The following is a 13194-nucleotide window of genomic DNA, read 5'->3' on the forward strand; positions in this document are numbered from 1 at the left end:
GCGACGGCGATGGCGGAACTGGCCAAGGCGCCGGAGAGCGATGCGGTGGGCTGCACGCAGGTGACGGAAATCCTGATCACGGGCGGCGTGCAACTCACGGGCCTGCTGCCGCCGCCGCACGAGCTGACGACCACCTACACCCCCGCGGTGGCGGCGGATGCCAAGGAGCCGGAGCTCGCGCGCGCGCTGATCGCCGCGCTCACCGCGCCGGAGGCGGCGCAGGTGCGCAGGGAGTGCGGGTTCGAATAGCTGCTACGCCAGCAGCGCATTCACCCGCTTCACGTACGCCGCCGGATCCTCCGGCAGGCCGCCCTCGGCCAGCAGCGCCTGGTCGAACAGGATGTGGGCGAGGTCGTGGAAGTTGGGCGAGCCCTCCAGCTTCTTCACCAGCGGATGCGAGGCGTTCACTTCCAGCACGGGCTTCACGTCCGGTGCCTTCTGCCCCGCCTGCTTCAGCAGGCGCGCGAGCTGCAGGCTCATGCCGCCTTCGCTCACCACCAGGCAGGCCGGTGAATCGACCAGGCGGGTGGTCACGCGCACGTCCTGCGCCTTGTCCTTCAGCGCCTCCTTGAGCTTGGCCAGCACCGGCTTGAAGGATTCGGCCGCTTCCTCGGCGGCCTTCTTCTCCGCTTCGTCCTGCAGCTTGCCCAGCTCCACCTGCCCCTTGGCCACGGACTGCAGCGGCGTGCCCTCGAACTCGTTCAGGTACGACATGGCCCACTCGTCGACACGGTCGGTCATGTACAGCACCTCGATGCCCTTCTTGCGGAAGATCTCCAGCTGCGGGCTGTTGGCGGCGGCGGCCTGCGTGTCGGCGGTGATGTAGTAGATCGCCTCCTGGCCTTCCTTCATGCGCGCCTTGTAGTCGGCCAGCGAGACGCTCACCGTGTCGCTCTGCGTCGAGGCGAAGCGCAGCAGCTTCGCCAGTCGCTCGCGGTTGCCGAAGTCCTCGCCCAGGCCTTCCTTCAGCACCGCGCCGAACTCGGACCAGAACTTCGCGTACTTCGCCTTGTCCTCGGCGCTCGCAGATTCCTCCTTCTCGGCCTTCGCCAGATCCTCCAGCATCGAGAGCACCCGCCGCGTGTTGCCCTCGCGGATCGCCTTCACGTCGCGGCTTTCCTGCAGCAGCTCGCGGCTCACGTTGAGCGGCAGGTCGGCCGAATCGACCACGCCCTTGACGAAGCGCAGGTACGTGGGCAGCAGCGCCTCGGCCTCGTCCATGATGAAGACGCGCTTCACATAGAGCTTCACGCCCGCGGCCTTCTCGCGGTTCCAGAGGTCGAAGGGCGCGCGGCCCGGGATGAACAGCAGCTGCGTGTATTCCGTGCTGCCCTCCACCCGGTTGTGGCTCCAGGCGAGCGGGTCCTCGTAGTCGTGGCTGATCGCCTTGTAGAACTCCTGGTACTGCTCGGGCGTGATGTCCTTCTTGTTGCGCGTCCACAGGGCGGTGGCCTGGTTGACGGTCTCCCATTCGTCGGTGAGTACGTGCTCGCCGCCCTTGCCCTCCTCGCCTTCCTTCCACTCCTCCTTGCGCATCAGGATGGGCAGCGAGATGTGGTCGGAGTACTTGCCGATGATCGACTTCAGGCGCCAGGTGGAGAGGTAGTCCAGCGCGTCGTCGCGCAGGTGCAGGATCACGCTGGTGCCGCGCTGCGGCCGCGTGATCGCCTCGGTCTCGAAGTCGCCGGCGCCGGCGCTCACCCAGCGCACGCCTTCCTCGGGCTTCAGGCCGGCGCGGCGCGATTCCACCGTGATGCGGTCGGCCACGATGAAGCCGGAATAGAAGCCGACGCCGAACTGGCCGATCAGCTGCGCGTCGGCCTTCTGGTCGCCCGAGAGATGGCTCACGAACTCGCGCGTGCCGCTCTTGGCAATCGTGCCCAGGTTGTCGATGGCCTCCTGCTGCGACATGCCGATGCCGTTGTCGGCGATCGTCAGCGTGCGGGCTTCCTTGTCGAAGCTCACGCGCACTTCGAGATTGGGCGCGTCCTCGTACAGCTCGGGGTGGTTCAGCGCCTCGAAGCGCAGCTTGTCGCAGGCGTCGGAGGCGTTGGAGACCAGCTCCCGCAGGAAGATCTCCTTGTTGGAGTACAGCGAGTGGGTGACCAGGTGCAGCAGCTGCGCGACCTCGGCCTGGAAGGAATGTTTCTGGCTCATGGCGTGTTGTTCTGGAGAGACGAACGGCGCCGCGCAAGTAGGGGCTGGCCGTGGAGTTTTCAAGGAGAAAGGATCTGCCTCAGGAGGAATGTGAACTTTTCAACGAATCCCGCCGAGTATCGACGACGTGCGGCATCGCGGCGGAGCAACGGCTGGTTACAGTGAGCAGCATGCGGATCGAGCTCCCCCTGCCTGCCCTGGCCGACATCACGCCGCGCGCCGACGATGACGCGCACACGCTCACCGTAGCGGCGTGGCCGATGGAGTGGACGCCCTGGCAATGGGGCAGCGATCCGGCGCCGAGCCTGCGGGTGCAGGTGGATGCGGTAAGGGCGGTGGCGGTCACGCTGACGTTCTGAGGGGCGTTGCCCTCATTCTCTAGGACAGGCACGCCGGCTTCCGGCGGCATGTGCTTGGGCATCGCTCAGGTGGACAGCCTGCGCGAAGCGCTCATTGCGCCTGGGCCGGGCAGCGCATGACGCGTGTGCCGTAGAGCGAAGCCCACCTCCACGAGCGCCTTCACGATCTGGCTGCCGATGAAGTCAGCCGGATCGCAATCAGAAGGTTTCGTGGCGCGCACACTTGCGGGTAGGGGAGGCGCGCAGCCCCCGTAGACCCGTTGCCGACGCCCGCACCGCACATGAGACGATCGCTTTGGCCGTAACTGGACGCGCGCGTGCCGGTGAGCGCGCTCCCGCGAGTGGCATGGTTCTCGCACCCTCACGCAGCACGCCGCCAGTGCCACACGATCAGCATCGCGGGGCGCGCTTCTCGTCCAACTCGCCAAGGAGCGGATTGCGCCCGGCCTCGGGCGACATGACGATCGAGCCTTATCGCCGGCGGGGATCACCTTCTCATGTGGTTGCGAGACGGCGACTGCATTCGCACGACAGTCTTAAGGTGAAACCCCTAATTAGCGTTACTGCAACAGCTCCGACGCGTGGACGGACTTGACCGACGAGCGGGCGACGACGAAGCGCCACCCGCCATTGGTGCAGCCAGGAACGCGTGAAATTTCACGGTTTGCCAGCTGCCCTTTCCCTCCGAGGCACTGCACGTCAGCTTGCTTAATTGCATGTTGTTACGTTGACCCCTACAGTTTGACTCCAGTCAAGGTCGTAGGCATATCGCCTACTCATGTTAGGACGATTCGTTAAGGAGTCTCAATGAACAGGTCTTCCATCCTCCGTTTGGGCATCGCGGCGATCGCCCTCTCCGCTACCGCCGCCTTCGCGGCGCCGCCCACCGAAAGCGCGAGCCTGACGGTCACCGCTGAAGTGGTGAAGGTGTGCACTCTCGCTCTGTCCGGGGACGTCGAGTTCGGCCAACTCGATGTCGTCAATGGCAGCGATCTGACGAGGACCGTGACGGCAACCTATCAGTGCACGAAGGACACGGCCGTGACCAGCTTCAAGGTCGGCGGCGTCGCCGCAGCCGCCCCGGCCAAGGGCAACTTCGCCGGATCGATGGCGAGCGGTTCCAACACGATGGCGTACACGATCGAGTGGACCGACCCGGGCAGCTTCACCGGACTGGGGATGCAACCCGTCGCCGCCAATCAGAAGGCCGTCGATCTCATTGCCAAACTCCCGAAGGCCAACTACCAGAACGCGGCCCCGGGGAGCTACACCCAGACCGTCGCGGTCACGATCGACTACTAATCAGGCAGCTCCGACGCGCGTGCTCTGCACTCGCGCCGGAGCCCCAGCGCATGCGCTCTAGCTTCGATACATGATGTGGTCCTGTGAAGTCAGACGCCGCATTCCGCTCTTCCTGGCAGTCCTGGTGGCCTGTGGGTCGACCGCGCAGGCCGCCACCGGCAGCGGAACGCTCACGGTGTCGGCCACTGTGGTGTCGAAGAATGAATGCAAGTTCTCGACGAAGTCGCTCGTCCTGGACTTCCAATCGATCAACCCCGTTGCGAACACGCCCAAGATTGCCACGGCCGTCGCCACCATCACGTGCCATGGCAATGCGGACCCCGCTGTGTTCTACATAGATGCCGATAAAGGCAAGAACCAGAGCACATCCGGCGCGCGCCAGATGCGCGGAGTGACCGCAACGACCGAAGTGCTGCCGTACACGCTATCGTGGAATCCCGCCAACGGCGAGGTGACGAAAAATCTAGCTTTCTCCGTTACTTTCACCGGTTCAGTGGCGCCACTGGATTTCAAGCAAGTTCCACCGGGCTCCTATTCGGATACAGTCCAGATCACGGTCACTCCGTGACCCTCGCAGGCAGAGTCCGCCCGCGCTCTTTCAGATGATCCGTCCCGCTTTCTCCTGGCTTCGCCTCCCCCTGCCAGCGCTGGCCTTTGGCGTGCTCTCGATTGTCGCGATGTCCGTCGGCGCATCCGAGTTTTCCGTATCGCCGATCGGGATCGAGCTGAAACCCGGCGCGCTCAACGAGACGATCTCCGTCACCAACCACGCTTCCGCCCGGCTGCGCGTGGGAATGCGGTTGATGGAGTGGACACAGGATGCCCAGGGCGCGGACGTCTACAAGGACACCGGCGACTTGGTGTACTTCCCTCGCCAAATGGAGATCGCGCCGGAAGCGAAGCGTCTCGTGCGCGTCGGCGCGAAGTCCGTCGCGGGCGAGTCGGAGCGCGCCTACCGGCTGTTCATCGAGGAGCAACCCGAGGCTGCCACAGGTCCGGAGCGCTCCCAGGTTTCTTTCTACTTGCGCTTCAGCGTTCCCGTGTTCATCCCCCCGGCCGTGCGTCGTCCGCAGGTGGAAGTCGGCGAACCGCAGCTGGCCCAGGGCAAGGTCTCCTTGACCGTGCGCAACCGTGGCAACCAGCACGTAAGGATCGTGCGTATGCTGGTCCAGGACGAGGCTGGCGAAGCGCGGGAGGCCACGGGTTGGTACCAGCTGCCCGGTATTGACCGCACGTACTCGGTGGAAATTCCGCAGGCCACCTGCCGCACGGCGAAGACGCTCCGGATCACCGTCGAGGGCGAGGGCCTGAAGGCGGTACGCGACCTCCATGTGGACCCGGCGCGCTGCCTCTGAAGCCGGCGGCGGCCGCCCTCCTCCCACCTCTACACCATTCCGTTTTCCGCCCCTACGGCGCGGCGGGCTCGGGGCGTGCGGCGCCGCACGCGCGGTGATGCTGGCGTTAACCCTCACCGCAAGTGCCGCGGTGTTCGGCCAAGCACCGGAACGGCCTCCGCCCGTCGACGAAGAGATCATCGTGCAGGTGCGCTCCAACGGAGTCGCCCGCGGCGATTTCACATTGATACGCCGGGCTGACGGCGATCTCTGGATTCCGGCGTCTGACCTCGAGCGGCTGCAGATCCAACCGCTGCGCGAGGCGCGCCGCGAACGCAATGGCGAGACCTTCTACTCCAGCGCGGCTCTCGGAGCCTCCAAGGTGGTCTTCAACGAAGAGCAGCTTACCGTGGACATCGATTTCACGGCCGAATCCCTGCAGGGCACCAGCATCGATCTGTCCGACCGGCGCCTGTCCACTGCAGCCGCCGCCGCGCGCAATAGCCTGGTGCTTTCCTACCGGCTGTCCATGGTTCAGTCTCGCGGTGCACCGGTCGAAGCCGCGCTCGAAACAGATATGAACGTCCGCTGGCAAGGCATCCTGTTGCGGCAGGAAGCCCGGTTGCTCACGGCGGGACCGGGTCGACACCTGCAACGCGGCGCCACCCAGGCGGTTTACGATGATCGGACGAATGCGCGCCGGTATGTCGCAGGCGACGTGTTTTCCACGGCGGGGGCATACGGTAGCGGGCTCACGGGCGCTGGCCTGCTGCTGCAGAAGGTGTACGAGCTCACGCCGGACGTGGTGCGGCATCCGCTGCCGACCTTGCAGGCATCCACGTCGCTGCCGGCCGAGGTGGAGGTGGCGGTGGACGGCAGGCCCGTGTATCACACGCGGGTCGCCCCCGGACCCATCGTGCTGAACAACCTGCCGGTCAGTGGCGGCACGCACAACCTGCGCCTGACCATCACCGATGCCGCCGGACGGCGCGAAGTGATCGAGCAACCCTTCCTGTTTACGGATTCGGTGCTCGCGCAAGGCTTCCACGAATACAGCTACTTCGTCGGCAAGCGCTCCGAGCTCGACTCCGCAGGCCAGCTGCAGTACCGGGAGCCGGCTTGGCAGGGCTACCATCGATACGGTCTGACCGATCGCCTCACCGTGGCGGCCGGGGGCGAAGGAAACAGGGATTTCCACAACCTCGGCGGCGGTATCACCTTGCGCAGCGATCGATTGGGCTTGCTGTCGCTCGATCTGCTTTCAAGCGTGACGCACGGCGGTGGCCCCCACGCGGCGGGCTGGTCGGCTCGCTACACCTACGACTCGCGCTTCGGCAGCCTGGTGTTCGGGCGGCGGCGGTTTGAGTCGGGGTTCCGCAGCTTCGGCGACCCGGCCACCGTGCCGTTCCCGCTCGGTGAAACGCGACTGGGAGTCTCAACTGGTTTCGGACGCCTCGTCGTGTCGGCGGACCTGGCGCGAACGGTCACCGCGAAGGAGAGGCGCGACACGCGCTCTCTGCGCTTCTCGACATTTCTCAGCCGCGCGGTAAGCGTGTTCGCGGAATACCAGACTACTCGGGTCAACGGCACGCCCGGCTGGGCGGCGAACCTTTACCTGCGTGCCGATTTCGACTCGCAGCGCTGGACGAGTGCGAGCATCCGGGGCACGGCGGTCGGCCAAACGGTGGAAGTTCAGGCCGGCCAGCAGGTTCCGGCCGGGGAAGGCTTTGGCTACCGCGTAGGCGTGCAGTCGGACTTGGGCCGGCGCGAGGACGCTAGGGCCACGCTCGCGGCCGACTGGCACCTGCGTCCCGCCAATCTCGGCCTGTTCGCCGCCGCCGCGCGGGAGGGAGGCTTCACTGTCGTGCAGGGCACGGCCGCGGGAGCGCTGGTTGGACTGGACGGCTTCTGGGGCCTTACCCGCGAAGTGAACGACGCCTTCGCGCTCGTCAAGCTGGGAGTGCCCCAACCTGGCGTGGAGGTGCTGCTGAACAATCGCTCGCGGGGGCGCACGGATGCACAGGGGCGGCTGCTGATCCCGGACCTCAGCTCCATCGGGCGGCAGGATGTCTCGATCAACGACCGGGATCTGAACATCCTCTACAGCCTCAAGGAGAAGCACCGGACCATCCAGCCGGTTTTTCGCAGCGGCAGCGTGATCGATTTCGGCATCCGGAGGGTACGTGCCGTCGCGGGCGTGGCCAGCCTGATCCAGGAAGGGGAAGCCAAGCCGCTGGTAGCGCGCGCCTGGACGATGCGGGGCCCTGCGGGTCCCGTTTCGATCGAGACGAGCTCCGCAGGCGAGTTTTACCTGGAGGATGCGCTACCGGGAAACTACACGGGAACCGTGGAGGGCCCCGGGAATCGTAGGTACGCCTGCCGCATGACGGTGCCGGACTTCCCGGAACCGGTGCTCGAACTGAAAGAGGGAATCCTCTGTGACTAAGCTATTCGCGCTTGTGCCCCTGCTGCTGCTCGCCTCGGTCGCGCAGGGGCAGACGGTTTGCCGCGTCGCCTCAGCGGGCCCGCTGGCATTCGGCGAATACGACTCCCGCGCCCCGGTGCCCAAGGACACCGAAACGGACGTGAGCGTCACGTGCGAACGCGACGGCGGCCCGCAGAACCTGACGATCCTGATGCGCGTCGACCAGGGCGTCAACGGCGCCAGCGTCGGCAATCGCCGCATGGCGCACGTCGGCGGCTCAAGGGACGTACTCAATTACGGCCTCTACAGCGACGTCTCGCGAAGCAAGGTATGGGGGACCTCCGACAATATCGACACCGTGACCCGTAACTTGAGTGTGCCGAACAAGGGCTCCGCATCGGTCTTGTTCCGGATGTATGGCCGGATCCCGCCGCGCCAAGATGTGTCCGCTGGTCGGTACTCGGACAGCGTACAGATCACGGTGATGTACTGACGCTCGCGCGTCGCAAGGTCACATTCCCCGAGGCGACAAGCAGTTCCGCAACGCGCCCGCCCGCCGGCGCAAGGCCGCCTGCACCCGCGTTTGCCCTAGTTGACGGGAATCAACACGCTCCCCCACCAGACTCGCAAAGTAGCGGCACCAACCAGGTCCGACAAAGGCGGGGGGTCTCTTGAGCGGCATACCAGTTCATCAATGTGACGTGGTCATCGTCGGGGGAGGGGGCGCGGGCTTGCGCGCCGCCATCGCGGTGGCCGAGAAGGATCCGGCGTTGCGCATCGCGCTGGTCTCCAAGGTGTATCCGATGCGCAGCCACACGGTGGCGGCGGAGGGCGGCTCGGCCGCCGTGGTGCGGGCGGAGGACAGCCTGCAGGCCCACTTCGACGACACGGTGCACGGCGGCGACTGGCTGTGCGACCAGGACGCTGTGGAGTACTTCGTGGCCCACAGCACCGAGGAAATGGTGCAGATGGAGCACTGGGGCTGCCCCTGGAGCCGCAAGGAAGACGGCCACATCAACACCCGCGCCTTCGGCGGCATGAAGATCGAGCGCACGTGGTTCGCGGCCGACATGACCGGCTTCCACATGCTGCACACGCTGTTCCAGACCTCGCTGAAGTACCCGAGCATCCAGCGCTTCGACGAGCACTTCTGCTGCGACCTGATCGTGGAAGACGGCCGCGCGCAGGGCGTGCTGGCGATCGAGATCGCCACCGGCGACTTCCGCCTGATCGAGGCCAAATCCGTGGTGATCGCCACGGGCGGCGCCGGCCGCGTGTTTCGCCAGAACACCAACGGCGGCATCGTCACCGGCGACGGCATGGCGATGGCGTACCGGCACGGCGTGCCGCTGCGCGACATGGAGTTCATGCAGTACCACCCGACCTGCATGCCCGGCACCGGCCTGCTGTTCACCGAGGGCTGCCGCGGCGAAGGCGGCATCCTCACCAACAAGGACGGCTACCGCTACCTGCAGGACTACGGCCTCGGCCCGGCCGACCCGTGGCCGCGCAAGAAGGCGATGGAGCTCGGCCCGCGCGACCGGCTCTCGCAGGCCTTCTGGCACGAGGAGCGCAAGGGCCGCACGCTCGAAGGCCCGCACGGCACCTACGTGAATCTCGACCTGCGCCACCTGGGCCACGCCAAGCTGCGCGAGCGCCTGCCGCAGATCTGCGAGCTGGCCGAGGAGTTCATGGGCATCGACCCGGCGGAAAGCCCGATCCCGGTGCGCCCGGCGGTGCACTACACGATGGGCGGCATTCCCACCACGGTGATGGCGGCGGCGCCGCTGCCCGGCCTGTTCGCGGCCGGCGAGTGCGCCTCCAGCGGCCTGCACGGGGCCAACCGGCTCGGCTCCAACTCGCTCGCCGAGCTGTGCGTGTTCGGCAAGGTGGCGGGCGAATCGGCAGCGGCCTTCGCCAAGGCCACCGGCTTCGGCCACGCGGCCAACCTGAAGGCGCAGGCCCGGGAGGCGCGCGAGCGCGCCCTCGCGCCCCTGCAACGCAGCAAGGGCAGCGAGAAGCTCGCCGACATCCGCAACGGCATGGCCAAGGCGATGGAGCGCGGATGCGGCATCTATCGCACCGGCCCCGAGATGGAGCAGGCCGTGCGCGACATCGCCACGCTCAAGCAGCGGGCCCAGCACATCAAGCTGCAGGACAAGGCCGAAGCCTGGAACACCGAGTGGCTGGGCACGCTGGAACTGCAGTACCAGCTGGACGTGGCGCAGGCGATGGTGCATTCGGCGCTCGCCCGCAAGGAATCGCGCGGCGCGCACCAGCGGCTGGACGCCGGCTGCACCGAGCGCGACGACGCCCGCTTCCTGAAGCACACGCTCGCCACCATCGGCGCCGACGGTGCGCCGGTCATCTCGTACAGCGACGTCGTGATCACGAAGTCGCAACCGGGCACCCGCGCCTACGGTGCGGCCGGCGAGGCCGCCGAGAAGGCGGAAAAGGCCCAGCAACAGAGCAAGGAGAAGCAGCGTGTCGTCGTTGCCTGAGACCCGCACCATGGTCGTCGAGGTGCTGCGCTACCAGCCGGACAAGGCGGAAGCGCCCTACACGGAGAAGTTCGAGGTCCCCTTCACCGACGACATGTCCGTGCTGCAGGGGCTGCAGTACATCAAGGACCACTTCGACGGTTCGCTCACCTTCCGCTGGTCCTGCCGCATGGCGATCTGCGGCAGCTGCGGCGTGATGATCGACGGCGTGCCCAGCCTGGGCTGCAAGACCTTCATGCGCGACTACTGGCCCAAGGGCTTCCGCGTGGAGGCGCTGGCGCACTTCCCGATCGAGCGCGACCTGGTGGTGGACGCCACCGATTTCATCGACAAGCTGCCGCGCATCGAACCGTGGATCGAGCCGCCCAAGGAGAAGGCGCTGGCCGAGGGCGAGTACCTGCAGTCGCCGCAGCAGCTGGAGAAGTTCGAGTCCTTCAGCCACTGCATCAACTGCATGCTGTGCTACGCGGCCTGCCCGCAGTACGGGCTAGAGCAGAAGTTCCTGGGCCCGGGCCTCACGGCGCTGGCGCACCGCTACAAGGCCGACTCGCGCGACGGCGAGCACGCGGCGCGCGACGAGCTGATCCACTCCACCGAAGGGGTGTGGAACTGCACCGCGGTGGGCTACTGCTCGGAAGTCTGTCCGAAGCACGTGGACCCGGCCAATGCGGTCAACCAGAACAAGACCGCCAGCGCGCTGGGCTGGTTCTCGCGCGTGATTCCAGGAGGGAGGCGCTGACATGGCTGCTCGCAGACCCTATGTGCGGGGCATGGACGGTTGGTGGAACCGCGTGCCCTTCTTCCAGCGCTACATGGCGCGCGAGGTGACGGCCTTCTTCGTCGCCCTCTATGGGCTGGTGATGCTCGCCGGCCTGGTGCGGCTGGCGCAGGGGCCGGAGGCCTACGCGCAGTGGCTGGAGCTGCTGCGCAGCGGCTGGTCGATCGCGCTGCACGTCGTGCTGCTGCTGGTGTTCGTCTACCACACCTACAGCTGGTTCGAGATCATGCCCAAGACCATGCCGCCGGTCGTGGTGGGCGGCAAGAAGCTGGCGCCGCAGACGATCACCGGCCTGGGGCTCGCCGCCGCCGGCGCGGCCTCGGCCTTCGTCCTCCTCGTTGCATGGATGCTCGCGCGATGAAACCGACCCGACCCTTGAAGCACTCCAACCAGGCGCCGTTCTGGATGCTGTTCGGCGCGGGCGGCATGGTCTCGGCGCTGATCGGTGCGGCGCTGGTGTTCCTCACCGGCCTGGCGGGCCCGCTGGGCCTTTTCGGCGCGGCCAACCCGATCGCCTACGAGAACCTGCTCGCCTTCGCGCGCAACCCGCTGGGCGGCCTGTTCATCTTCATCGTCATCGCGCTGTTCTTGTGGCATGCGGCGCATCGGATCTACCATACGCTGCACGATTTCGGCATCCACCTCAATGCCTTCTGGTGGATGTGCTGTTATGGCGTGGCGGCGCTGGGAAGTACGGTGGCCCTGGTCTTCCTGCTAAGGATCTGAGCGCACCTCCGGCGTCCGCCCGCCACCCTTCCGGGCGGCCGGGCGGGCCCGCTAGAACAGGGCGCTCCAGTCGCCCTGTTCGGCCAGGGCGCCGCGCAGGCGCAGCAACGCCCGGCGGTGCACCTGCGAGATGCGGCCACGGGTGAGCTGCAGCGTGGCGGCGATCTCCTCGAACGGGATCTCCTGCAGGTAGTGGCTGCGGATCACGGTCTTCTCCTGCGCCGGCAGGCCTTCGACGGCCCGCGCCAAGCGCTCCCGCAGCTGCCGCAGCTCCGCGCTGCGGTAGAAAGGCTGCGAGACGCTGGCTGCCTCCTCCTCCACCATGCCGCTGCCTTCCAGCAGCCAGCACAGCGCCAGCCCGATCCCCGCTTCCGAGACGAAGGCCAGTAGCTGCTGCGGCTCCTGCGGGACGGCGGGCGTCGCTGCCCCGCTGCGCTCGGCGGCCAGCGCCTTCAAGTCCTGCAGGCGCTCCGCCCGCAGGCGCTGGCGCGCCGCGATCTGCTGCTGCTTCTCGGTGAAGCGCTCCAGCCCGTTGAGGATGGCGCCGTGCATGCGGCGGGCCGCGAAGGTGCGGAATTGCACGCCGCGGGTGGGATCGAAACGCTCCAGCGCCTCCAGCAGGCCCACCGAGGCGTACTGCAGGTAGTCGGCGTACTCGATCTCGTCGTGGAAGCGGCGCGCATAGTAGGTGCTGGCCACCACGCGGGCGTAGTCCATGTGCAGGGCCAGCAGCCGCTCGCGCGCCGCGGGGTCGCCGCTCTCGCGCAGCTGCCGCCACAGGACCGCTTCCTCGCCCGGCTGCGTTGCAAGGGCTTCCATCGCCGCCTCAGTGGAAGGACCCGACCAGGGCCTTGAGCACCAGCGACCAGCCGTCCACCAGCACGAACATCAGCACCTTCAACGGAAGAGCTATCGTGGTCGGCGGCATCATCATCATCCCCAAGGCCATCAAAACCGAGGACACGACCAGGTCGATCAGCAGGAACGGCAGGAACACCATGAACCCGATCTGGAACGCTGCCCGCAGCTCGGAGAGCATGAAGGCCGGGACCAGCTGCACGTTGCCGACGTCCTCGATGCCCTGCGGCACCCTCGCCTTCGACAGCTCGATCATCAGCGCCAGGTCCTGCTCGCGCGTCTGCCGCACCATGAACTCGCGCAGCGGCGCCGTGCCCTTCGCGTAAGCGGCTTCCATGCCCAGCGTGCCGTCCATGAAAGGCTGGAAGGCCTGCTCGTTGAGCGACTGCAGCACCGGCGACATCGTGAACAGCGTGAAGAACAGCGCCAGCCCGATCAGCACCGGGTTGGGCGGCGTCTCCGGCATGCCGATCGCCTGCCGCAGCATGGAGAGCACGATGATGATGCGCAGGAAGGAGGTCACGCAGACCAGCAGCGCGGGCAGCACCGCCAGCACGCTGAGCCCCAGCACCACGCGCAGGGCCTGGGCCGTGTCGTTGGACGCGCCGCCGAGGGCGGCGCTGCCGCTGGCTGCCGATGGCGCGACCGCTTGCGTCGCGGATTGCGCGGTGGGCTGCGCGGCCGCGAGCGCCTCCGGCGGGGCAGCGAGCGCGAGCAGCAAGGCCACGCCGACTGCGGCGGCACGGCAGCAGTG

General features: G+C 67.0%; 14 protein-coding genes. 11 read left to right on the forward strand and 3 right to left on the reverse strand.

Annotated elements, in window-relative coordinates; translation table 11 throughout:
* Positions 1 to 249: substrate-binding domain-containing protein (locus VFM98_RS09050; protein WP_325109589.1), on the forward strand; the 249-nt coding region annotated here is incomplete at its 5' end.
* A gap of 3 nt (positions 250 to 252) precedes the next feature.
* On the opposite strand, the gene htpG is transcribed toward VFM98_RS09050, so the two are convergent.
* Positions 253 to 2157, reverse strand: coding sequence for a molecular chaperone HtpG (gene htpG, locus VFM98_RS09055; RefSeq protein ID WP_325109591.1), 1905 nt, complete (start codon positions 2155 to 2157; stop codon positions 253 to 255).
* Positions 2158 to 2327: 170 nt separating this feature from the next.
* Here htpG and VFM98_RS09060 point away from each other — a divergent pair, with 170 nt between their 5' ends.
* From VFM98_RS09060 to frdD, 10 genes are all read left to right on the forward strand, one after another.
* Positions 2328 to 2516, forward strand: a complete 189-nt coding sequence (locus tag VFM98_RS09060; RefSeq protein ID WP_325109592.1) for a hypothetical protein — start codon at positions 2328 to 2330, stop codon at positions 2514 to 2516.
* A gap of 807 nt (positions 2517 to 3323) precedes the next feature.
* Positions 3324 to 3818: a spore coat protein U domain-containing protein gene (locus tag VFM98_RS09065; RefSeq protein ID WP_325109593.1), complete on the forward strand. Its 495-nt coding sequence runs from the start codon at positions 3324 to 3326 to the stop codon at positions 3816 to 3818.
* A gap of 70 nt (positions 3819 to 3888) precedes the next feature.
* The gene (locus VFM98_RS09070) at positions 3889 to 4386 is read left to right on the forward strand and encodes a spore coat protein U domain-containing protein (RefSeq protein WP_325109594.1); all 498 of its coding nucleotides are present in this window, start codon (positions 3889 to 3891) and stop codon (positions 4384 to 4386) included.
* A gap of 34 nt (positions 4387 to 4420) precedes the next feature.
* Complete coding sequence (locus VFM98_RS09075; RefSeq protein WP_325109595.1) at positions 4421 to 5173, forward strand: fimbrial biogenesis chaperone; 753 nt, start codon at positions 4421 to 4423, stop codon at positions 5171 to 5173.
* Between the two features lie 97 nt (positions 5174 to 5270).
* Complete coding sequence (locus VFM98_RS09080) at positions 5271 to 7598, forward strand: fimbria/pilus outer membrane usher protein (protein WP_325109596.1); 2328 nt, start codon at positions 5271 to 5273, stop codon at positions 7596 to 7598.
* A 13-nt stretch (positions 7599 to 7611) separates the two neighbouring features.
* A complete protein-coding gene (locus VFM98_RS09085; RefSeq protein WP_325109597.1) occupies positions 7612 to 8070 on the forward strand; it encodes a spore coat U domain-containing protein in 459 nt (152 codons plus the stop codon).
* A gap of 238 nt (positions 8071 to 8308) precedes the next feature.
* Positions 8309 to 10078, forward strand: a complete 1770-nt coding sequence (frdA, locus tag VFM98_RS09090) for a fumarate reductase (quinol) flavoprotein subunit (protein WP_414709004.1) — start codon at positions 8309 to 8311, stop codon at positions 10076 to 10078.
* A complete protein-coding gene (locus VFM98_RS09095) occupies positions 10062 to 10817 on the forward strand; it encodes a succinate dehydrogenase/fumarate reductase iron-sulfur subunit (RefSeq protein WP_325109600.1) in 756 nt (251 codons plus the stop codon). Before frdA ends, VFM98_RS09095 begins: the two co-directional genes overlap by 17 nt.
* A gap of 1 nt (position 10818) precedes the next feature.
* Positions 10819 to 11217 (forward strand): fumarate reductase subunit C, encoded by a 399-nt coding sequence (locus VFM98_RS09100; RefSeq protein ID WP_325109601.1) that lies wholly within the window; start codon positions 10819 to 10821, stop codon positions 11215 to 11217.
* Positions 11214 to 11582: a fumarate reductase subunit FrdD gene (gene frdD, locus VFM98_RS09105; protein ID WP_325109602.1), complete on the forward strand. Its 369-nt coding sequence runs from the start codon at positions 11214 to 11216 to the stop codon at positions 11580 to 11582. The genes VFM98_RS09100 and frdD overlap by 4 nt, the downstream gene beginning before the upstream one ends.
* 51 nt (positions 11583 to 11633) lie before the next feature.
* Here frdD and VFM98_RS09110 read toward each other — a convergent pair whose 3' ends face one another.
* A complete protein-coding gene (locus tag VFM98_RS09110; protein ID WP_325109603.1) occupies positions 11634 to 12401 on the reverse strand; it encodes a sigma-70 family RNA polymerase sigma factor in 768 nt (255 codons plus the stop codon).
* 7 nt (positions 12402 to 12408) lie between these two features.
* Positions 12409 to 13194: flagellar type III secretion system pore protein FliP (gene fliP, locus VFM98_RS09115; protein WP_325109604.1), on the reverse strand; the 786-nt coding region annotated here is incomplete at its 5' end.

Source organism: Ramlibacter sp., from assembly GCF_035706265.1.
Lineage (GTDB): Bacteria > Pseudomonadota > Gammaproteobacteria > Burkholderiales > Burkholderiaceae_C > Ramlibacter.

What these genes read in the sequence shown, in the direction of transcription:
- htpG (WP_325109591.1), bottom strand. Translation starts at nt 2,157, where the DNA reads ATGAGCCAGAAACATTCCTTCCAGGCCGAGGTCGCGCAGCTGCTGCAC.
- VFM98_RS09060 (WP_325109592.1), top strand. Translation starts at nt 2,328, where the DNA reads ATGCGGATCGAGCTCCCCCTGCCTGCCCTGGCCGACATCACGCCGCGC.
- VFM98_RS09065 (WP_325109593.1), top strand. Translation starts at nt 3,324, where the DNA reads ATGAACAGGTCTTCCATCCTCCGTTTGGGCATCGCGGCGATCGCCCTC.
- VFM98_RS09070 (WP_325109594.1), top strand. Translation starts at nt 3,889, where the DNA reads ATGATGTGGTCCTGTGAAGTCAGACGCCGCATTCCGCTCTTCCTGGCA.
- VFM98_RS09075 (WP_325109595.1), top strand. Translation starts at nt 4,421, where the DNA reads ATGATCCGTCCCGCTTTCTCCTGGCTTCGCCTCCCCCTGCCAGCGCTG.
- VFM98_RS09080 (WP_325109596.1), top strand. Translation starts at nt 5,271, where the DNA reads ATGCTGGCGTTAACCCTCACCGCAAGTGCCGCGGTGTTCGGCCAAGCA.
- VFM98_RS09100 (WP_325109601.1), top strand. Translation starts at nt 10,819, where the DNA reads ATGGCTGCTCGCAGACCCTATGTGCGGGGCATGGACGGTTGGTGGAAC.
- frdD (WP_325109602.1), top strand. Translation starts at nt 11,214, where the DNA reads ATGAAACCGACCCGACCCTTGAAGCACTCCAACCAGGCGCCGTTCTGG.
- VFM98_RS09110 (WP_325109603.1), bottom strand. Translation starts at nt 12,401, where the DNA reads ATGGAAGCCCTTGCAACGCAGCCGGGCGAGGAAGCGGTCCTGTGGCGG.